Below are 19,306 nucleotides of genomic sequence, written 5' to 3'. Positions count from 1 at the left end.
TCAACCGCTTAGTTGTAAATTTTACCGCGAGCCTTTTCGAGACGCTCAAGAATTGCGTCCAGACGGTCGGGCTTCACCATGAACTCCTGAAACCCTTCCATGCCGATCTTGGCCATTTCAGCGGGGGCATCACGATCAAAGAACTGCGCCAGCGCATAGGCCGAAGACAAGGATTCAAACCCTGCTGCAAGATAGGGATCAGCGGCATCAACCGACGCGTCCTTGTTCGTTGGCAACTGCCCCATAGCGGCGCCTAGCTTGGTCTGCACATCGGCGCGGGCAACATAGGCCAGGAACTTTTTCGCATCTTCCACGTTCTTGGCGCCTGCCGGAATGTGGATGGTGTCGGTCGGTGCCTCTTCAGCGCGTGGCAGGCCCGGAGTGATTTCCGGGAAGACCATAAAGCCAAGGCTATCGTTGGTCATGCCGCCTTCCTTGAAGACTGCAACCGCAAAATTGCCCATCACATAGTTGGCCGCCTTGCCCTGCACCAACAAAGCACACGCATCTTGCCAATCAATCGCGGCGTGATTTTCGGTGGTGTATGGCACAACTTTCGCCCATTCTGCAAAGGTCGCGCGCACTTTGTCATCGGTCCAAGCTACTTTGCCAGCGGTCAGGTCCATGTGGAACTCATACCCGTTGGTGCGCATGTTCAGATAGTCGAAAATCCCCGCAGCAGGCCACAGGGCCTTGGAGCCGGTGGTCAGGCAATCAACGCCTGCCGCCTGAAACTTGGCGCAGTTTTCAATGAAACCGTCCCAGGTCGTCGGCACTTCGACGCCAGCCGCCTTGTACACGTCCTTGTTGTAGTAAATACCCCACTGATAATAGGTATAGGGTACACCCCACTGCTTGCCGTCGATGGTCATCGACGCCTTGGCCGAGGCAAGCTGTTCGCCCAGATTGTTATCGGCCCACACATCCGACACATCCAGAAACTGGCCCGAGTTGACGAAAGGGGCCATGCGGTTGCCGGCGTACCAATTGGCCAGATCCGGGCTGTCGGCAGTCAAAAAATTGCGGATCGCGGTTTTATAGCCTTCATGGTCAAAGTTGTTCAGGGTTACTTTGATATCCGGGTTCTCAGCCTCAAAATCCGCGATCAAGGCTTGAAACCCGGCCAGCGGCGCCGGATCAAAATCGGCATTATAGCTTAAGGCGCGCTGTTGCGCGAAGGCCGAGCCAGACATCAGCAAAGCCGCCGCAAGCGCAATCGTGCCTGTTTTCAGATGGGTCATTAGGGTCCTCCCTTGGGTTCCGCTTTTGGTTCCAATATATGAAACTTGGTTTTGAATATTGAAAGCATGCCGCGAATCGTTTAACCTGTCAACAACGGCGTTAGGATGCCGGCTTGAAACCCACGCCAAATGAAGGGATGTCATGTGACCAAAGCGATTATGGACGGCCCTGCAAGTGGTGACGGAACGGTGGGCAAAGCGCTGGACGTGCTGGACATGGTTGCCAATGTGGGGGCCCCGGTGCGCTTTACCGAACTGCTTGCCGGATCACCCTTTCCCAAGGCGACGCTGTACCGCTTTTTGCAAACCCTGACGAGCCAGAACATGCTGTCCTATGATGCTGACCGGCAAACCTATGCGTTGGGAATGCGGCTGGTGCGGTTGGCGCATACCGCCTGGGCGCAATCCAGCCTTGCGCCTTTGGCACGGCCACATCTGGACAGGCTATCAGCAACTTTGGGTGAAACCATCCATCTTGCGCAATTGGATCAGGGCCAGGTCCTGTATGTTGATAAACGCAACGCAGCACAGCCGGTTGAAATGTTCAGTCAGGCAGGCAAGGTTGGTCCGGCCTATTGCACCGGAGTGGGCAAGGCGATGATGGCCTATTTGCCTGCAGATGCCTTGGAGCAGGCGTTACATCGTCAAAGTTTTTACCAGTTCACACCGCACACCCTTACCAACCGCGACGCGCTTTTGGCCGAATTGGCCGCCATTCGCAGCCTTGGATATGCCTTTGACCGCGAAGAGCATGAGCCCAACATCATCTGCATCGCCGTCCCGATTCTATCAGATCGGGGCCGGGCCATCGGCGCACTCTCGGTCACGTCGACCAAGATGCGGGTCACGCTGGACGGTCTGGAGGCACTGGCGCCGCAGTTGCTATCGGCCGCAGCAGATATTGCATTGGAAGCCCGCAACTGGCGGTTTCCGGAATGAAACCTTGAGGGAGGGGAGCGCATGACAGGTGTGAATTTACGGGCCGTCACGAAGAAATTCGGCACTATTCAGGTGATCCATGGGGTTGATCTGACAGTTGAAGATGGTGAGTTTTGCGTGTTTGTCGGGCCGTCTGGCTGTGGCAAATCTACGCTGCTGCGCATGATTGCCGGTTTGGAAAAAACCACCAGCGGGTCGATTGCAATCGGCAACCGCGATGTCACCGATGCCGACCCCGCTGACCGCGGCGTGGCGATGGTGTTTCAAACCTACGCCCTGTACCCGCATATGACGGTGGCCGAGAACATGGGCTTTGGCCTGAAAATGACGGGTCACCCCAAGGCCGAGGTTGCGACCAAGGTAGCCGAAGCCAGCCGTATTCTGAAGCTGGATGATTATCTGTCGCGCAAGCCCAAGGCGCTGTCCGGTGGGCAACGCCAGCGCGTGGCGATCGGGCGCGCGATTGTGCGCGGGCCAGAGGTGTTCTTGTTTGACGAGCCGCTGTCGAACCTTGATGCCGAATTGCGGGTTGAAATGCGGGTCGAAATCGCCCGTCTGCACCGCGAAATCGGCGCGACTATGGTCTATGTGACCCATGATCAGGTAGAGGCGATGACGCTGGCTGATAAAATCGTGGTGCTGCGGGCGGGCGTGATTGAACAGGTCGGCGCGCCGCTGGATCTGTACAATGACCCCGACAACCGCTTTGTTGCCGGGTTTATCGGGTCGCCTGCGATGAACTTCGCTGTGGGAAAGGTCGAAAAGGCGGGCATGGTGCGGGCCGAGGGTCTGGCTGGCTTTGTGCAAACCACAGTACCCTTGCCGGGCGCAGGTGCGTCAGTGATCGTTGGTCTGCGCCCGCAACACCTGCGCGTTACGGCGGGCGACAGCCACCGCGTCGACATGACCGAAGCTTTGGGCGGCGTCACCTATATTCACCTGACCGCCGCAAACGGCGAAAAGCTGGTGATCGAGGCGCAGGGTGACACGCGTTTGAAACTGGGCGAAAGCGTTGGGCTTGAATTTGACCCCCAGCACGCGATGTTCTTTGAAAACAGTGATCGTGGGCTGCGATTGCGCTGACGCCTCGCACAGCGTTCCGGCTTGGCCCTGCACATTCAAGATTTCGATGGGCTAGCCCGCCCCTTTGGCGCGAGATCGGCGGCCCTAAAGCATTCCCCACATATCGCTGCCTGAAATCAAAGATTTCAACGCGCCATGTGACAGGCCTTGTTTCAAGTCAAAGGCGAAACGCCATATTCGACGGCTGGCCCCCAGCCCAAGTATTCCGCCAATTCAGGAGGCGGGTTGTTCAGCAGCGCCTTTGTCGCTTGCGGCGCGTGGGCGCGGCCGCCTGACACAAGGCAGGTCAGCGGCGCAAAGGCCAGCGCGTCTTTCGGGTCATGGGTGACCATCAACACGGTCAACGCGCTTTCCTCGGCCAGTTCCGATACCAGCGCCAACATTTCCGCCTTGAGCGCGGGCCCAAGGGCGGCAAAGGGTTCATCCAGCAGCAAGATCGGCTTATCCCGCAGCAAGGCCCGCGCCAGCGCCGCGCGGCTTTGCTGCCCACCGGAAAGCTGGGCGGGCTTGCGGGGGCCAAAGCCAGTCAGCCCCGTGCGGTTCAGTGCGGCCTCGATCCGGGCGTGATCGGCCTTGGTCAGCCGCAGATCGGGCGAAATACCAAGGCCAAGATTTTGCGCGATGGTCAAATGCGGGAACAGGTTTTGGTCCTGGAACAAGGTGGTGATCGGGCGCGCCCCCGGTTCGACCATGGTCAGGTCGGTGCCTTGCCACAGCACCCGGCCCGATTGCGGCGAAAAGAAGCCGCCAATGACGGATAGCAAGGTCGATTTGCCTGCCCCCGAAGGGCCGATGACCGCAATACGCGCCCCTTTCGGCACTTGCCAATTGGCGGCCAGGTGAAAATCGCCTTGGGTGATGGTCAGGGCTTCAAGTGACAGCATAGCGACGGCCCCAATGATCAAATCCCCAGAACAGCGCAAAGGAAAGCACAACCAGCAGCAAAGCCGCACTTGCCGCCGCACCCATCCGATACGCCCCCATCAAACGCTGCACCAGTAGCGGCAGCGTTGCCTCGCCTTCGCCTGCGAACAGCGCAATCACCCCAAGGTCCCCCATGGAAAGCGCCGCGACCAGACCTGCGGCAAAGCCCAAAGGCCGGGAAAGGCGCGGCAAGACCACCCAGCGCAGCCATGCCACGCCCGCCATGCCCAATGAACTGCCAAGGCGCTGGTAATCCGCGTAAAGCGTGCGGGCCTCGGGGGCCAGAATACGGAAGGCAAAGGGCAAAGACAACGCCGCGTTGATCGTCATGGTGACGGGCAACGCCAGGCTGGAAGGGCGGAAATAGGGCTGAAGGATAAGGAACAGGCCCGTCCCAAGCACAAGGCTGGACGCGGCAAGCGGCAAGGTTGCCGCCAATGCGGGCCAGCCTTTGCCCCGCGCGGCGGCAAGCGCAAGAATGAGGGCCGCACTGATGCTAAGCGCGGTAGAGGCGAGCGCGATCAGCAATGAGCGCCCTGCGGCCGCCCAAACCGACGCGGGCAACGCGGCCAGCCCCGGCAGCCCATTCAACACAACGGCAAACAACGGCAGCGCAAGGAACAAGGCCACCGCCGCGATCGCAACACCGTCAACCACGCAGCGCCACCCCTTTGGCGCAGGCGGCCCGCCCAAGCGCCCCTGCCCCGCGCCAAAGCCCGAAGGCAGGCTGATCCGGGTCGCCACCAGATAGGCCACAGCGCAAAGTGCAAATTGCAACAGCGCCAAGCGTGCCGCCGTTGGCAAGTCAAAATCAAACCGCAGCGCTTGATAGATCGCCAGTTCAATCGTGGTGGCACGCGGCCCACCGCCCAGCATCAGCGCCACCGCAAAACTGGTCAGGCAGATCACGAAAATCACCAATCCCGCCCCTGGCAACACCTCTCGCAGCATTGGCCGCTCCAGATGGCGCCGGGTTGCGGCAGGCGAAAACCCAAGGCTGGCCGCAAGGCGGAAACGCTCGGCAGGGATGGCCTGCCAGCCTTGCAAGATCATCCGCACCGCCAGCGGCATGTTGAAAAACACATGGGCCAACACCACGCCTTGCAACCCATAAATCGAAAACTCCGGCAGGCCGAGGGTGGCCAGGCCGGAATTTACCCAACCTGCCCGCCCAAAGACCGCCAGCAGCCCCAAAACCGCAACGATCACCGGCAGCAAGAAGGGCGCGCCAAGCGTTGAAATCAGCAAACCCCGGCCCCAAAAGCGCCGGCGCGCCAAGGCACGCGCAACCGGCACCGCCAACAGCAGCGCAAGCACTGCCGAAAGGGCGGCTTGCAGCAGCGTAAAGCGCAGGGCTGCAAGCTCTGCCCCGCTCAGGGTGAAACCCTGAAACGACAGGCCAAGCGCCGCCAGCGGGCCAAGCAGCAGCAGCAAAATTGCCACTGCCAGCCCAGCCGGAACTAGCGAGAAAGCGCGGTCAGCCATTCGTCCAACGCGGGCTTACGGGCAGCTTGCGCCGCATCTGCTGTCATCAGCAGCGGCTTGGCGGGGGTGATCATCTGGTCAAACCCGTCGGGCAAGCCAGCCGCGGGCCTATGGGCCGGGTACATCCAATTGGTAGTGGGAATGATGGATTGGAACGCATCTGTTCCCATGAAGGCAAGGAACTGATCGGCCAATGCGGGCTGTGGTGCATTGGCCAGTTTGCCCGCCACCTCGACCTGCATGTAGTGGCCTTCGCTGAAGGCAGCAGCGGCTTTGGTCGCATCATTTTCGGCGATCAGATGATAAGCGGGCGATGTGGTGTAGGAAAGCACCATATCCGCCTCGCCTGCCGTGAACATGCCGTAGGCTTCGGACCAGCCGGGGGTGACTGTGACGATATTATCGGCCAGCCCTGCCCAGATCTCGGCTGCGCGGTCGCCATAGGCCGTCTTGACCCAAAGCAACAGCCCAAGACCGGGGGTCGATGAGCGGGGATCCTGGATTACGATTTTCAGATTGGATGCGGCCAGATCCTCAAAGCTTTGCGGCACCTCGGCCAGCTTTGCCTGATCATAAACAAAGGCGAAATAACCCCAGTCATAGGGCAGAAAATTCGGGTCTGCGAATGGCACCGGCAGATCATTGCCGGCCGTCTGGCCATGCGGTGCAAACAGGCCGGTCGCAGTAGCCTGCGCGGTCAGGTTGGTATCCAGCCCCAACACCACAGACGCCTCGGATCGCGCGCCTTCCAATTGCAAACGCGCCAGCAGTTCGGCACCATCGCCCACAGCAGAAAACACCAGATCGCAGGCGCAAACCGCCTCAAAAGCGGCCTCGACCGCCGGGCCGGGGCCCCATTCGGATGTAAAGCTGTCATATGTCAGTATATTCAACACAGGCGTTTGCGCTGCAGCAACAGGGGCCACAGCCAACAAAGCCAACGCAAGGGGTAGAGGTCTCATCTCATCTCTCCATATGCGACGGGCGGTATAGGGGATGGATCAGACCATGCACCTTCCCTCCGCCGGTTCTAACCGGTTCAGGTTCAACGGGTCTTTGGCTTTTGCCAGATCTCAGCCCTGCACAAGGGCACCCCGAGGTAGGGTCTAATTTAGTGGCAATCACAGGAAGGGCAAGGGCCTATTGCCCGGTTGCAACCTGATAAAGTGTTTCGCCATGAAACCGACCCACATATCACCGTTTGAAACCATAGGTATCAACGCGTTATGTGATACGCCTTGTTTCAAGTCACAGGCAAAACGCTATAGGTTGAGGAAACCAACCCCGAAGGAAAGCTGCGGCAGTCCCTTAAAGTCAGTCGTATATCGGCGGCCACAGGGCCAAAGAGCGGCCGGCCCTGCCCCAAAAGCAGCGGCACGCGCGTCACGGTGATGTCGGCCAAAAGCCCCGCATTCAAGAAAGATTGGATCACCTGCCCGCCATCGACATAGGCCTTGCTCCAGCCCTCTTCTGCAAGGGCGGCAACCAATTCCGCCGGGTCCATATCGGTGATTGCAACATAATCAGCCAGGCTATCGGGAATATCCTCAACCGTAAGGCTTTGGCTTAGCACGATCACAGGCAGATCATAGGGCCAATGGCCAAAGCCCAGCAAGGTTTCATAGGTACCACGCCCCATGACGATACCGTCTTTGTCGGCGATAAACGCATCATAGCCGTGGTCCTCATCCACCGCGTTGAACGGCTCCAGCCAATCAAGGCTGCCGTCCGTGCGGGCGATAAAACCATCAAGGCTGGCGGCGATAAAAGCATGGCAGGTAAGCGGCATGTCAGGCGGCCCTTGGGTTGCTTGCGGATGGATATGAAAAAGCCCCACCGTTTCGGGCGGGGCGTTTTCCGAATATGTCAGATCAGATCAAGCGTGCTTTTTCTTGGGGCCTTTCACAGCCGACCAGATGCGCTTGTTGGTCAGATACAGCAACACCGACAGGATCGTCAAAAAGATCACAGCGGTAAAGCCGGCTTGCTTGCGCGCCATCATCTTCGGCTCGGCCGTCCACATCAGAAAGGCGCTCATATCCTGGGCCACGCTGTGAATGCTGTTGTCGTACCCGTCCTCATATTCCATCTGGTCCTCAAAAAGCGGCGGGGCCATTGCGATCCAGCCACCGGGGAAGGCCTTGTTTTCATAGAAGGTCGTGCCCGCTTCCTCTTTCTCCTCACCTGTATAGCCGGTAAGAATAGAGTAGATGTATTCCGGCCCGCCAATACCTTTGACGAACTGGTTGATCCCCGTCCCTGCAGGGCCGTGGAAGCCCGCACGGGCCTTTGCCATCAGGCTCAGGTCCGGTGCGTTCAGATCACCCGACTTCGGAAAGTGGTCCGTCGGCTTGCGGGGGCGATCATCGTCCAACTCGGCATCAAAGATGTCCATCTCGGCTGCATAGGCACGCACCTGATCTGCCGGCAAATTCGGGCCGCCCGCGTCGCCAAGTGTGCGGATCGGTACGAACTTCAACCCGTGGCAGGCCGAACACACCTCAGTATAGACTTGAAGGCCGCGCTGAAGCTGATGCTCATCATAGGTGCCAAACGGCCCTTCAAAGCTGAACGCCACATCTTCGATATGACCCTCGGCACCGGCGGCCATTGCCGAACCGGCCCCCAGAACAAGGGCAGATACGGCGCTGATTGCGATTTTACGAAACATAATCATCAGTTCCTTTGTCCTCACTCAGCCGGATCGGCGTAATGCGATTTGAAGTCTTCCTCAATTGTCGCGGGCTGTGCCTGCGGCTTTTCGATCACACCAAGCAGCGGCAGGATCACAAGGAAATAGGCGAACCAGTAGGCAGAAGCGATCAGCGAGATCCAGTCATAAGGGAACTCTGCCGGGCGCGCGCCAACCCACATCAGCACCATGAAGTCGATGCAGAGCAGCCAGAACCACGCCTTGAACATCGGGCGGTAGCGGCCCGAACGCACAGACGACGTATCCAGCCACGGCACCAGCGCCATAACAGCAATCGCGCCAAACATCGCCAGCACACCAAAGAACTTGGCGTCAACGATGCCGAAAGTCACGAAATGCACCAGCTGCACAACCCAGACATCGGCAGTAAAGGCACGCAAGATCGCATAGAACGGCAGGAAGTACCATTCCGGCACGATATGCGCAGGCGTTACCAGCGGGTTTGCCTCAATATAGTTGTCGGGGTGGCCAAGGTAGTTCGGCATGAAGCCAACGACAGCAAAGAACACAACCAGGATAACGGCCAGCGCGAACAGATCCTTGATCACGAAATACGGCCAGAAGGGCAATGTGTCTTTCTCGGCTTCGGCCTTGGAAGTGCGCCGCACTTCAACACCCGTCGGGTTGTTGTTGCCGGTTGAATGGAAGGCCCAAATGTGAATCGCAACCAGTGCCGCAATCACGAAGGGCAGCAGATAGTGCAAGCTGAAGAAACGGTTCAGCGTGGCGTTATCAACAGCAGGGCCGCCCAAAAGCCAGGTCTGGATCGACTCGCCAACACCGGGAATAGCACCGAACAGGCCGGTAATCACAGTCGCGCCCCAGAACGACATTTGCCCCCAGGGCAGAACATAGCCCATGAACGCAGTCGCCATCATCGCCAGATAGATCAGCATACCGATGATCCAAGTGATTTCGCGCGGGGCCTTGTAAGACCCGTAGTAAAGCCCCCGGAAAATATGCAGATACACGGCGATAAAGAACAATGACCCGCCGTTTGCGTGCAGATAGCGCAGCATATGCCCGCCGTTCACATCACGCATGATATGTTCAACGCTTGCAAAGGCCATGTTGACATGCGGCGTGTAATGCATCGCCAAAACGATGCCGGTAGCGATTTGCAGCACCAGACAGAAGGCCAGAACGATACCCCAGATCCACATCCAGTTCAGGTTCTTGGGGGTGGGGATCATCAATGTGTCATAGGCCAAGCCGACAATCGGCAGGCGCGAGTGAAGCCATTTTTCGGCGCCCGTCTTGGGCTCGTAATGGTCGTGCGGAATTCCGGCCATGATATGTCCTTACCCGAGCTTGATGGTTGAGTTGTCGGTGAATTCGGCCACCGGGATGTGCAGGTTTTGCGGGGCGGGGCCTTTGCGGATACGCCCCGATGTATCATAGTGTGACCCGTGGCAAGGGCAGAACCAGCCGCCAAACTCACCCGCGCCATCACCGATCGGCACACAGCCCAGATGGGTGCAAACGCCGATCATCACCAGCCATTCACCGGCTTCATCCATTGCGCGGTTGGCATCAGATGCGTCGGTTGCAGGCTTGTTCGGGTTTTCCGAGGCTTTATCAATCAGCCCGGAAATATCGACCGCACGCGCGTCGTCAATCTCTTCCTGGGTACGGCGACGGATGAACACCGGCTTGCCCAGATATTTCACCGTCAACTGCGTTCCCGGCTCAACCGACGAAATATCAACAAAGATCGAGGACAGCGCCTGCACATCTGCCGATGGGTTCATCTGGTTGACGAGCGGCCAAACGGCAGCCCCTGTGGCAACGGCACCAGCCCCTGCTGTGGCGTAATACAGGAAGTCCCTGCGGCTGCCAGCCTGTTCATCTACGTGGGACACGAGAATTCTCCCTTCCGAAGGCTACAAAATGCGGCCCATGTTATCACCGGGCCACGAAACTTGCGCAGCCTTACACCGCGGTATTTAGCGGCGGAAACGCGCCACGTCCAGCGGTCAAAGCGGCGCAGGTGGGGGTGTAAGGGCCGAAATGCAATAACTACGCCCAGATTTTTGGGCAAATCAGCTTGCAAAGCAAGAAACGCGCCGACTTCTTGGCAGAATCACTGCGAAATCAGGCGCAAGCCCATACTTCCGGCCAACACCGCAAAAAAAAGCCCGGACACAAGATAAATTACCCAGCCCGCCCGCAAATAGAATCGCACCGCCGGCCCGGTAGAAAAAATCGTGGCATAGGTGCTGTGAAAAAACAGCCCGATCAGCGCCGATCCGACCGTCAGCAACGCGATATCCTTGGCCCCGGCCTGCGCCACCGGAAACAGCGTGGCAATCGACAACCATGTCGTCAACACTTTGGGGTTGGAGGCACTGATCATCACCGCGCGCACCAGCGCCCGCACAAAGCTCAGCGTGGCCGGGGCCTGCGGCAGGCCCTTGCGCGCCCCGCAATAGCCCTGCCAGGCAAATCGCAGCGCCCGAAACGCCAGCCAGCCCAGCAACCCTGCCGCCACAAAGGCCATTCCCCTGGCAGCCCCCGGAAACGCCGCAAACAGCGTTGCAAACCCAAGGCTGGACCCAAGGCACCACAGCGCCACCCCAATCGCCACACCCGCCGCGGCACCCAAGCCAGCGCGCCGCCCCGCCGACATCGCGGTGGCAATCGTGTTCACCACATTCGGTCCCGGCGTCGTTGTGTTCAGTGCAACAATCGACCAGACCAAGACAAAACTTGAAAGCGGCAGCATCGGCAGCCTATGACGGCGGCACCGAAGATTTCATACTATCGCGCGCCGCAAAAACCGCCTCCCACGCGGCCAACAAAGGCCGGCCTTTGCGCCACGCGCGCCCGTCGTGGCGAAAGTCAAGATACGCCAGCGCGCACCCCACGGCGATTTGCCCGATATCCAACGGCCCATGCAAATGGCTCATCCAGCGGCTTTCAAGTGCGTCCAGGGCGCGCTCAATCTTGCCCCACTGGCCCTCGACCCAAGGCGCAAACCGCTTTTCTTCGGGCCGCACCCGCGTTTCATAGACCATCAGAATTGCAGCATCCAGCATGCCATCTGCCGTCGCCTCCAGCGTCAGGGTTTCCCACAAACGCGGGCCTTGCGGGTAAAGCCCGGCCTTGAAATGATCGTCCAGATAGCGCGTGATCACCCGGCTGTCATAAACTGCGGCGGCGCCTTCGCGCTCCAGCGTCGGGATCTTGCCCAATGGGTTTTGTGCCAAAGGCGCGGTGCCGGTATCAATCGGTGTGCCGCTGGCCAAAACCAGTTCTACCGCAGCGGTTTGCCCAACCTCGGCCAGCAAAACGACGATCTTGCGGGCATAGGGCGAAGTGGGCGAATAGAAAAGACGCATGTTTTATCCTTTGATCTGCCATTTGCTTGCGGCGCAGCGGCCTTGCTTCATCTTGGCAAAAACACCTAACGACACCCTCGGCCAGAAAGTCCAGAGGCAAGACGACACGGCAGCACCCAACCCGGTTTGCCATGATCACGGTTCAGAACCTATCGCACCCTGACACCGCTTGCGGCTGCATGCTCAATCGCCCAAAAAGGAACTTTCCCCCGGAAAGGATCATATTGTGCCCCATATAACCGCCCTGAACCTGGCCCCTGCCGAACCGCTGGAGGCCGACATCGCCGCCTATTTCGCAAAATGCGAGGAAAAGCTGGGGCTGATTCCGAATGTACTGCGCGCCTACAGCTTTAATCAGGCAAAACTGCGCGCCTTTATGGAGATGTATAACGACCTCATGCTTGCCCCTTCGGGGCTGAGCAAGATGGAACGCGAAATGATTGCGGTTGTCGTTTCCGCCGAAAACCGCTGCGTGTATTGCCTTACGGCCCATGGTGCAGCGCTGCGGCAGCTTTCGGGTGACCCATCATGGGCGGAAGTGATGGCACAGAATTGGCGCGCGGCACCCTTGGATGCACGCCAAAAGGCGATGCTTGGCTTTGCGGTGAAACTGACCAACAGCCCAAAGGAGATGGAAGAACCCGACCGCCAAGCCCTGCGCCTTGCCGGGTTTTCCGACCGCGACATCTGGGACATTGCGGCAGTGACGTCGTTTTTCAATATGTCAAACCGGCTGGCTACAGCGACAGAAATGCAACCGAATGCAGAGTACCACAGTGCCGCGCGCTGAAACTGGTGCAAGCCGCGCCTGGAGCGCAGCCTGCACCGAAAGATCAAGCCGCCAGATACATCGCATGCGCGCGGCGGAACGACAGCAGCTTTTTCTGGCTTTCGTCCCACAGGTGCAACCGTGCGCAAGCCAGGCTTTCGCGGATGGTCATGCGCTGGCTTTCCGCCAGGATCGGATGATCCTTGATCACCTCGGTCAGCCGGTAAAACGGGATGCGGCTGTAAAGATGATGGACATGGTGAATGCCGATATTGGCCGACAGCCATTGCAGCGGCTTGGGCAACACATAATGCGATGACCCTTGAAAAGCCGCCTCATGCAATTGCCATTCGTCGCCCCGGCGCCAATGCGTATCTTCGAACTGGTGCTGCACATAAAACATCCAGACCCCGGCAGACGCGGCGACAAGCCATGTCGGCAAAACCACCAGCAACAACGGTGCCCAGCCGCCAAAATACACCAGCGCCGCCACACCCGCGATCAGCGCCGCATTGGTGCCCATCGCCGAGATCCAGAACGAGGCGCCGGATTTCATCAGACCGTAAGGGATACGGTTCTGAACCAGAAAAATATAGGCTGGTCCGACCAGAAACAAGATGAACGGGCTGCGGTAAACCCGATACATGAACCGCCCGAATCGCGACCGCGCAAGGTATTCGTCAACCGTCAGCGTGGTCACATCGCCAATGCCGCGCAGATCAAGATTGCCCGAGGCCGAGTGGTGGATAGCATGCTGACGCCGCCAGACATGGTAAGGCGTCAATGTCAGCACCCCAAGGCAACGCCCGACCCAATCGCTCAGCCTGCGATTGGAATAGAAAGACGCATGGCCGCAGTCGTGTTGAATGCAGAACAGCCGCACCAGAAACAACCCGTTGATGGCCGCCAAAAGCAACGCCGCCGCATAGCTATATTGCAACACCCAAATCGCACCGACCCAAATTGCCAGAAACGGGATCATGGTCACCAGCAGTTCATAGGTGCTGCGCGTTGGGTCTGGGTCACGGTATTTGGCAAGGACCTGAAGCCAGTCACGCGCCGACCGATTCTGGTCAGGCACGGCAGAGAGCGCGGCATCGCGCAGGTTCTGTACATTCATTCCGATGATTTCTTCCCTGTGGTGTGGCCAATTGCAAAAGGGGCGATATGGCCATCGTTACCCTGTTTCCAGATACCGATAGGTTAATCCGGGCCCTGTGGCAATCTTGTGAAACCCGGACAGGCCTTTGTGTCGCAGTCCGGGCTCGTGCCCCGCGGCCCTGTCATAGCGGCAACCTGCGGTTTTTGTTACTGAAAAACCGCCGGAGCTTTCCCCACGGCGGTTTTTAGTGATTCGCGAAAATCGTTTGTAGCCCGACGATATCAGCCCTGACGGGCTTTGAAACGTCTTTGTGTCTTGTTGATAACATAGACACGGCCTTTGCGGCGCACGACCTGGCAGTCGCGGTGACGCAACTTCAGCGAGCGGAGCGAGTTTTTGACCTTCATGGGTCTTCTCCTTATCGCGGCGCGCGTGCGCCGATTAAAACTTGTGCCCCCACATAGCGCGGGAACGATGGCCCTGCAACCAAAAGAAGGCGGCAAGATGGTGGGCGGTACTGGGATCGAACCAGTGGCCACTACGATGTCAACGTAGTGCTCTACCGCTGAGCTAACCGCCCACAAGCCCGCAACGATTCCGCCATGTCTTTGCCTTGAACCCAAGTTATCAAAGTAAAGGACGCGGGCGGAACCGCGTCGGTTGGCAGGGCTATAAAAGGAGTCGCGCCCATGTTCAAGAGCTTTGTTAAACAGCATGTCAAAGGGATAAGGCCGAAACTTTGCGCCGGCTGCAGGAATGTATGTCGCTGCGTAAAGATTTGGCAAACCTGAAATGCAGGCTATATCTACCGTGATGGAGAGCAGCATTTGACCGAATCCTACGATCTTTTCTTGCCCGAAACGCAAACTGTGCCGTTTGTGTTCTCGTCGCCCCATAGCGGCCGCGACTATGAAACGACGTTTGATGGCAAAAGCCGGTTGGATGCCCTGAGCCTGCGGTCATCCGAGGATGCCTTTGTGGACAGGCTTTTTGCCAATGCGCCGACCTATGGCGCGCCATTGCTGACCGCGCGCGCGCCACGCGCCTTTATAGACCTTAACCGCGGGCCGGATGAATTTGACCCCGCCCTGATTGAAGGTGTGGCAAATACGCGGCACAATCCGCGCATCAACTCGGGCTTGGGCGTGGTGCCGCGTGTGGTGTCGGGCGGGCGCCTGATTTATGCGAATCGCATTCGGCGCAGCGAGGCCGAAACGCGCCTGACCCGCTATTGGCACCCCTATCATCAGCAGTTGCGCGCCTTGTTGCTTGCGACGACCCAAGGGTTTGGCAAAGCCGTTCTGATTGATTGCCATTCAATGCCACATGAGGCCATCGAATCACACAGTCGCGGCAACATAGCGCGCCCCGAGGTGGTGCTGGGCGATCGTTTCGGGGCCGCAGCAAGCCATGAGATCGTTACACAGCTTGAAGCCGCCTTTACCAATGCGGGCCTGCGCGTGGCGCGCAATTCGCCCTTTGCTGGTGCCTATATTACCCAGGCCTATGGCCGACCGACCCGCGGACAGCATGTGGTGCAGGTGGAGATTGATCGCTCGCTCTATCTGGATGAGGCCCGTGTTGAGCCGCGCGCCGACTTTGCAGAGTTTCAGGCGCTGATTTCAGGCGTCATCGCGCAGATAACCGGGGCTACCGAACATTCACAGCCGCTTGCCGCAGAATAGCGCCGGCTGCCCTGCCGTCTTTCGCATGTGAGAAACAAGAAAAGCCCCGACAAGGCCGGGGCTTTTCCATCTTGTTCTGTGCTGTGGTTAGTGCACAACCGCCTCAGCCGGTTTTTCCCGTTTGGACGCACTTACGCGATCGCCGATCAACAACCCTTCGGCCCCGGCTGATACCGCAATCGTGCTGCCGTCCAACACATCACCCGCCAGGATCATTTCGGCCAGCGGGTCTTGCAGGCTGCGCTGGATAACCCGCTTCAACGGGCGCGCGCCAAAGACCGGATCATAGCCTTCATCGGCCAGCCATTGCAGCGCATCCTTGTCCAGTTCCAGTGTGATCTTACGGCTTGCAAGGCGCTTTTCCAGCCGTTTGAGCTGAATTGTCACGATGCCCGCCATATCGGTCCGCGCCAGACGGTCAAAGATGATCGTCTCGTCCAGACGGTTCAGGAACTCTGGCCGGAAATGTGCCCGCACCGCCTCCATTACCTGTGCACGCGCTGGTGCCGGGTCTGCGCCATCGGGCATCTGGCTTAGTGCCACAGCCCCAAGGTTCGATGTCAGAATGATCAGCGTTTGCTTGAAGTCCACGGTGCGGCCCTGACCATCGGTCAACACCCCATCATCCAGCACTTGCAGCAGCACGTTGAACACATCGGGATGCGCCTTTTCGACCTCATCAAACAGCACAACCTGATAGGGGCGGCGGCGCACAGCCTCGGTCAGCGCCCCGCCTTCGTCATACCCAACATAGCCGGGCGGTGCACCGATCAGCCGCGAAACCGCATGTTTCTCCATGTATTCGGACATATCAATCCGCACCATGGCCTGATCATCGTCGAACAGATATTCGGCAACCGCTTTGGTCAATTCGGTTTTACCCACGCCTGTTGGCCCAAGAAACAGGAACGAGCCCAAAGGCCGGTTCTCATCATTCAGCCCGGCGCGTGCACGGCGTACCGCATTCGCAACCGCTTTCAGCGCCTGCCGTTGGCCGATGACCCGCTTGCCCAGTTCATCTTCCATCTTCAGCAGCTTTTCGCGTTCGCCTTCCAGCATCTTGGTTGTCGGAATCCCGGTCCAGCGCTCTACCACCTCGGCGATTTGCTCGGGTCGCACGGCCTCGGACACCAGCGCATCGGTTTCCTGGCCTTCGCTTTCGGCCAGTTTTCTCTCCAATTGCGGGATGATACCATAGGAAAGCTCGCCAGCCCTTGCCAGATTGCCCTCACGCTTGGCGACATCCAGTTCGGCCCGTGCCCGGTCCAACTTTTCCTTCAACTCACGGCCAGCCTCCAGTGAATCGCGTTCGGTCTGCCACTTGGCCGTCATGCTGTCGGATTGCTCCATCAGATCAGCCAGTTCCTTTTCCAGCTTTTCCAAACGGTCCTTGGATGCGGTGTCATCCTCTTTCTTCAAAGCCTCCGCCTCGATCTGCAATTGCAGGATCAGGCGGTCCAACTGGTCCAGTTCTTCCGGCTTGCTGTCGACCTCCATGCGCAAACGGCTCGCGGCCTCATCCATCAGGTCGATCGCCTTATCCGGCAAAAACCGATCCGTGATATAGCGGTGGCTTAGCGTAGCCGCCGCGACCAAGGCGCTGTCGGTGATTCGCACGCCGTGGTGCAGCTCATATTTCTCCTTGATTCCGCGCAGAATAGAGATCGTATCCTCGACCGTCGGCTCCTCCACCATCACAGGCTGGAAGCGGCGGGCAAGGGCGGCATCCTTTTCCACATATTTGCGGTATTCATCCAGGGTGGTGGCACCGATACAGTGCAACTCGCCGCGGGCCAGCGCGGGTTTGATCAGATTGGCGGCATCCATCGCGCCGTCACCTTTGCCAGCGCCGACCAGCGTATGCATCTCATCAATGAACAGGATAATCTCGCCCGAGGCGGCCTCGATTTCTTTGAGAATCGCCTTCAGACGTTCCTCAAATTCGCCACGATATTTTGCACCCGCAATCAACGCGCCCATATCCAGCGCCATCAGCTTCTTGTTGCGCAAGGATTCCGGCACATCACCATCCACGATGCGCAGGGCAAGCCCTTCCGCAATCGCGGTTTTACCGACACCGGGTTCACCGATAAGCACCGGGTTATTCTTTGTTCGGCGCGAAAGCACCTGCATCGCCCGGCGAATTTCCTCATCCCGGCCAATGATCGGGTCAATTTTGCCTTCGGCAGCGGCCGCAGTCAGGTCGCGCGTGTATTTCGACAGCGCCTCATAGGTATCCTCGGCGCTGGCGCTATCGGCCGTGCGCCCCTTGCGGACATCATTGATCGCCGCGTTCAGGCTTTGGGCATTCACCTTGCCGGCCATCAAGGCATCTTTGGCATTGGTATTGGTCATCGCCAAAGCAACCAAAATCCGCTCCACCGGAACAAAGCTGTCGCCCGCCTTTGTGGCGATCTTTTCGGCCTCATCCAGCACCCGCGCCGTGGCCGGGTCCATATAGGGCTGCGCATCGCCCGACACTTTGGACATTTTGCCCATCGCAAGGCCCAGCGCCTCGACAACACGCGCAGGGTCACCCCCGGCACGGCGGATCAGGTTGGCCGACATGCCCTGGTCATCATCCATCAGGGCTTTCAGCAAATGCTCGGGGGCAAGCCGCTGGTGGCTTTCGCGCAGGGCGATGGTTTGGGCGGCCTGCAAGAAGCCGCGCGACCGCTCCGTGAACTTTTCCAGGTTCATCGGTATTCTCCTTTTTTTACAACAAGCGCCCATCCTTTGGGGTGCCCGTTCGCGGCGCATCCCACCCTTGGGCCTCGGGTATAATCTGGGGGCGCAACCGTGCTGTTTCAAGCATTTGTGACTGACAAACGCCTGAAAATTCAGAAACCGAATCTTCACCAGTGGGGCAATATCATAACCGGGCCAACCTGCTGCAACCCGAACGTCAAAGGACGCATCAATGACCATGACTGCCGCCAGAATTGTCGATGTGATTTATGATGCCGCCCACCGCCATTTTGAGGGGGCCGTCGAATTTTTCTCTCCGGGCCTTCCCGTGCCCCTGCGAATCGACATCACGCTGCCTGCCGCGCAAAGCATCGGGCATCAGGCACTTGTTCGGGGTTTGATCACGGCGGCTGAACGTAAAATCCTGCGCTCTTAACCTTTTGCCTTTGGCGTCAACAGCTTTGTCGGCCGCAGCTGTTCGGCGGCTTTGAACAAGCTGAAGCTCTGGTTGACGTAATTCACCGCCCCCGAGATTTTATCCATATAGGCCTCTAGCGCGGGGGTCCGCTCGGCCTCGACCATTTGTACCGGGCGGTCGGGGCCGTTCGCCTCAAACTGACAGTAAAACAACGGCTCGCCGCGGCGCAAAACCAAATCCTTTGTCGGGTCATGCCATTCAAACGCCCACATCAACGGGCGCGGCCAAAGATTCACGGGAAAGCGCCCGCCAAAAATGGTTCCCGGCAACGGGTCGGGGCGGTAATGCGCAAAGGTGCCCAGTTGCGTCAGATACACGGTTTCATCCGCGATAAAACAATAGGGCAACATCAACTGCACCGTGGGCCGGTCGGGAAAGCGCCATTCGGCCTCATTCACCAGCACCAAAACCTCGGATATCTTGCTTGCCCGAATGGCCGAGCCAGCGCCCGCCCGGTTGATCAGATGCGCCTTGCCTTTTTCATCGCGGCCAAAACCGATATGCAAATCAAAGGGGCATTTCACCATGAAATAGCGGCTTTCCATCTGAATGACGGCCGGGCACCGGCTGGCCGATTTGGCATGGGTTTTGCTGGTTTGGCGCACCGAAACCCGCTCGGGCGGATCATAGAGGATCGCACCCTTATCCTTGGTCAAAAACCACCCCACCGTAACCGGGCCAGAGGCCGGCCCATCCTCGGGCCGTTCAAATTCAAGGTTGATCTGCATGCGCGGCCCCATCTTATTGCTTTTGCGGTGATGAAACCGCGCTGTGCTGCCCAAGTCAATGTGTCCTGCCTGGTGTCTTGCTTGACACCCCCCGGAATTGCGCCCATCACGCAGCGGTTTCACGGGCAAA

Annotated in this window: 19 protein-coding genes, 1 tRNA gene and 1 riboswitch; of the genes, 5 read left to right on the top strand and 15 right to left on the bottom strand. The window is 58.6% G+C overall.

Annotated elements, in window-relative coordinates; genetic code table 11:
- Window positions 1–8 precede the first annotated feature (8 nt).
- Window positions 9–1,241: an ABC transporter substrate-binding protein gene (locus VDP61_RS12355; protein ID WP_323007183.1), complete on the bottom strand. Its 1,233-nt coding sequence runs from the start codon at window positions 1,239–1,241 to the stop codon at window positions 9–11.
- A 159-nt stretch (window positions 1,242–1,400) separates the two neighbouring features.
- Between VDP61_RS12355 and VDP61_RS12350 the strand changes: the two genes are divergently transcribed.
- Together VDP61_RS12350 and VDP61_RS12345 are read left to right on the top strand one after the other, a co-directional pair.
- Window positions 1,401–2,180, top strand: coding sequence for an IclR family transcriptional regulator (locus VDP61_RS12350; protein WP_323007539.1), 780 nt, complete (start codon window positions 1,401–1,403; stop codon window positions 2,178–2,180).
- A 21-nt stretch (window positions 2,181–2,201) separates the two neighbouring features.
- The gene (locus VDP61_RS12345; RefSeq protein ID WP_323007182.1) at window positions 2,202–3,263 is read left to right on the top strand and encodes a sn-glycerol-3-phosphate ABC transporter ATP-binding protein UgpC; all 1,062 of its coding nucleotides are present in this window, start codon (window positions 2,202–2,204) and stop codon (window positions 3,261–3,263) included.
- 152 nt (window positions 3,264–3,415) lie between these two features.
- Here VDP61_RS12345 and VDP61_RS12340 read toward each other — a convergent pair whose 3' ends face one another.
- The 9 genes from VDP61_RS12340 to VDP61_RS12300 form a co-directional block, all read right to left on the bottom strand.
- On the bottom strand, window positions 3,416–4,147 hold the full coding sequence (locus VDP61_RS12340) for an ATP-binding cassette domain-containing protein (protein WP_323007181.1): 732 nt from the start codon (window positions 4,145–4,147) through the stop codon (window positions 3,416–3,418).
- Window positions 4,134–5,672 carry a thiamine/thiamine pyrophosphate ABC transporter permease ThiP gene (locus tag VDP61_RS12335; protein ID WP_323007180.1) on the bottom strand — a complete coding sequence of 513 codons (1,539 nt, stop codon included), beginning with the start codon at window positions 5,670–5,672 and terminating at the stop codon, window positions 4,134–4,136. Before VDP61_RS12335 ends, VDP61_RS12340 begins: the two co-directional genes overlap by 14 nt.
- Complete coding sequence (gene thiB, locus VDP61_RS12330; protein ID WP_323007179.1) at window positions 5,648–6,634, bottom strand: thiamine ABC transporter substrate binding subunit; 987 nt, start codon at window positions 6,632–6,634, stop codon at window positions 5,648–5,650. The genes VDP61_RS12335 and thiB overlap by 25 nt, the downstream gene beginning before the upstream one ends.
- Window positions 6,635–6,671: 37 nt before the next feature.
- Window positions 6,672–6,779, bottom strand: a riboswitch (TPP riboswitch).
- A 136-nt stretch (window positions 6,780–6,915) separates the two neighbouring features.
- Window positions 6,916–7,461: a dihydrofolate reductase family protein gene (locus tag VDP61_RS12325; RefSeq protein ID WP_323007178.1), complete on the bottom strand. Its 546-nt coding sequence runs from the start codon at window positions 7,459–7,461 to the stop codon at window positions 6,916–6,918.
- 87 nt (window positions 7,462–7,548) lie between these two features.
- Window positions 7,549–8,343: a cytochrome c1 gene (locus tag VDP61_RS12320; protein ID WP_323007177.1), complete on the bottom strand. Its 795-nt coding sequence runs from the start codon at window positions 8,341–8,343 to the stop codon at window positions 7,549–7,551.
- Window positions 8,344–8,363: 20 nt separating this feature from the next.
- A complete protein-coding gene (petB, locus tag VDP61_RS12315; RefSeq protein WP_323007176.1) occupies window positions 8,364–9,677 on the bottom strand; it encodes a cytochrome b in 1,314 nt (437 codons plus the stop codon).
- A 9-nt stretch (window positions 9,678–9,686) separates the two neighbouring features.
- Entirely contained in the window at window positions 9,687–10,247 is a 561-nt protein-coding gene (gene petA / locus VDP61_RS12310) for a ubiquinol-cytochrome c reductase iron-sulfur subunit (RefSeq protein WP_323007175.1), read from the bottom strand.
- A gap of 221 nt (window positions 10,248–10,468) precedes the next feature.
- Window positions 10,469–11,110 (bottom strand): LysE family translocator, encoded by a 642-nt coding sequence (locus VDP61_RS12305; RefSeq protein ID WP_323007174.1) that lies wholly within the window; start codon window positions 11,108–11,110, stop codon window positions 10,469–10,471.
- A 7-nt stretch (window positions 11,111–11,117) separates the two neighbouring features.
- A complete protein-coding gene (locus tag VDP61_RS12300; RefSeq protein ID WP_323007173.1) occupies window positions 11,118–11,726 on the bottom strand; it encodes a glutathione S-transferase in 609 nt (202 codons plus the stop codon).
- 226 nt (window positions 11,727–11,952) lie between these two features.
- Here VDP61_RS12300 and VDP61_RS12295 point away from each other — a divergent pair, with 226 nt between their 5' ends.
- A complete protein-coding gene (locus tag VDP61_RS12295) occupies window positions 11,953–12,516 on the top strand; it encodes a peroxidase-related enzyme (RefSeq protein ID WP_415233926.1) in 564 nt (187 codons plus the stop codon).
- A 43-nt stretch (window positions 12,517–12,559) separates the two neighbouring features.
- Here the strand turns inward: VDP61_RS12295 and VDP61_RS12290 are convergent, their stop codons facing one another.
- From VDP61_RS12290 to VDP61_RS12280, 3 genes are all read right to left on the bottom strand, one after another.
- Window positions 12,560–13,615 (bottom strand): fatty acid desaturase, encoded by a 1,056-nt coding sequence (locus VDP61_RS12290; protein WP_323007172.1) that lies wholly within the window; start codon window positions 13,613–13,615, stop codon window positions 12,560–12,562.
- A gap of 263 nt (window positions 13,616–13,878) precedes the next feature.
- Window positions 13,879–14,004, bottom strand: a complete 126-nt coding sequence (ykgO, locus tag VDP61_RS12285) for a type B 50S ribosomal protein L36 (RefSeq protein WP_050527975.1) — start codon at window positions 14,002–14,004, stop codon at window positions 13,879–13,881.
- Between the two features lie 98 nt (window positions 14,005–14,102).
- A tRNA-Val gene (locus VDP61_RS12280) sits at window positions 14,103–14,177 on the bottom strand.
- Window positions 14,178–14,424: 247 nt separating this feature from the next.
- Here VDP61_RS12280 and VDP61_RS12275 point away from each other — a divergent pair.
- On the top strand, window positions 14,425–15,282 hold the full coding sequence (locus VDP61_RS12275) for an N-formylglutamate amidohydrolase (RefSeq protein ID WP_323007171.1): 858 nt from the start codon (window positions 14,425–14,427) through the stop codon (window positions 15,280–15,282).
- An 87-nt stretch (window positions 15,283–15,369) separates the two neighbouring features.
- On the opposite strand, the gene clpB is transcribed toward VDP61_RS12275, so the two are convergent.
- A complete protein-coding gene (gene clpB, locus VDP61_RS12270) occupies window positions 15,370–17,982 on the bottom strand; it encodes an ATP-dependent chaperone ClpB (RefSeq protein WP_323007170.1) in 2,613 nt (870 codons plus the stop codon).
- Between the two features lie 220 nt (window positions 17,983–18,202).
- Between clpB and VDP61_RS12265 the strand changes: the two genes are divergently transcribed.
- A complete protein-coding gene (locus VDP61_RS12265; protein WP_323007169.1) occupies window positions 18,203–18,406 on the top strand; it encodes a hypothetical protein in 204 nt (67 codons plus the stop codon).
- Here VDP61_RS12265 and VDP61_RS12260 read toward each other — a convergent pair.
- Window positions 18,403–19,176 (bottom strand): hypothetical protein, encoded by a 774-nt coding sequence (locus tag VDP61_RS12260; protein ID WP_323007168.1) that lies wholly within the window; start codon window positions 19,174–19,176, stop codon window positions 18,403–18,405. The genes VDP61_RS12265 and VDP61_RS12260 overlap by 4 nt on opposite strands.
- Window positions 19,177–19,306 lie beyond the last annotated feature (130 nt).

It is taken from the genome of Pseudorhodobacter sp. (assembly GCF_034675685.1).
In the GTDB taxonomy this organism is placed as follows: domain Bacteria; phylum Pseudomonadota; class Alphaproteobacteria; order Rhodobacterales; family Rhodobacteraceae; genus Pseudorhodobacter.
This window is presented reverse-complemented; position numbering and strand designations above follow the sequence as displayed.

Bases quoted from the DNA above. Each gene is read 5' to 3' on its own strand.
- VDP61_RS12355 (WP_323007183.1), bottom strand. From the start codon at position 1,241: ATGACCCATCTGAAAACAGGCACGATTGCGCTTGCGGCGGCTTTGCTG.
- VDP61_RS12350 (WP_323007539.1), top strand. From the start codon at position 1,401: ATGGACGGCCCTGCAAGTGGTGACGGAACGGTGGGCAAAGCGCTGGAC.
- VDP61_RS12345 (WP_323007182.1), top strand. From the start codon at position 2,202: ATGACAGGTGTGAATTTACGGGCCGTCACGAAGAAATTCGGCACTATT.
- VDP61_RS12340 (WP_323007181.1), bottom strand. From the start codon at position 4,147: ATGCTGTCACTTGAAGCCCTGACCATCACCCAAGGCGATTTTCACCTG.
- VDP61_RS12335 (WP_323007180.1), bottom strand. From the start codon at position 5,672: ATGGCTGACCGCGCTTTCTCGCTAGTTCCGGCTGGGCTGGCAGTGGCA.
- thiB (WP_323007179.1), bottom strand. From the start codon at position 6,634: ATGAGACCTCTACCCCTTGCGTTGGCTTTGTTGGCTGTGGCCCCTGTT.
- VDP61_RS12325 (WP_323007178.1), bottom strand. From the start codon at position 7,461: ATGCCGCTTACCTGCCATGCTTTTATCGCCGCCAGCCTTGATGGTTTT.
- VDP61_RS12320 (WP_323007177.1), bottom strand. From the start codon at position 8,343: ATGTTTCGTAAAATCGCAATCAGCGCCGTATCTGCCCTTGTTCTGGGG.
- petB (WP_323007176.1), bottom strand. From the start codon at position 9,677: ATGGCCGGAATTCCGCACGACCATTACGAGCCCAAGACGGGCGCCGAA.
- VDP61_RS12305 (WP_323007174.1), bottom strand. From the start codon at position 11,110: ATGCTGCCGCTTTCAAGTTTTGTCTTGGTCTGGTCGATTGTTGCACTG.
- VDP61_RS12300 (WP_323007173.1), bottom strand. From the start codon at position 11,726: ATGCGTCTTTTCTATTCGCCCACTTCGCCCTATGCCCGCAAGATCGTC.
- VDP61_RS12290 (WP_323007172.1), bottom strand. From the start codon at position 13,615: ATGAATGTACAGAACCTGCGCGATGCCGCGCTCTCTGCCGTGCCTGAC.
- ykgO (WP_050527975.1), bottom strand. From the start codon at position 14,004: ATGAAGGTCAAAAACTCGCTCCGCTCGCTGAAGTTGCGTCACCGCGAC.
- clpB (WP_323007170.1), bottom strand. From the start codon at position 17,982: ATGAACCTGGAAAAGTTCACGGAGCGGTCGCGCGGCTTCTTGCAGGCC.
- VDP61_RS12265 (WP_323007169.1), top strand. From the start codon at position 18,203: ATGACCATGACTGCCGCCAGAATTGTCGATGTGATTTATGATGCCGCC.
- VDP61_RS12260 (WP_323007168.1), bottom strand. From the start codon at position 19,176: ATGCAGATCAACCTTGAATTTGAACGGCCCGAGGATGGGCCGGCCTCT.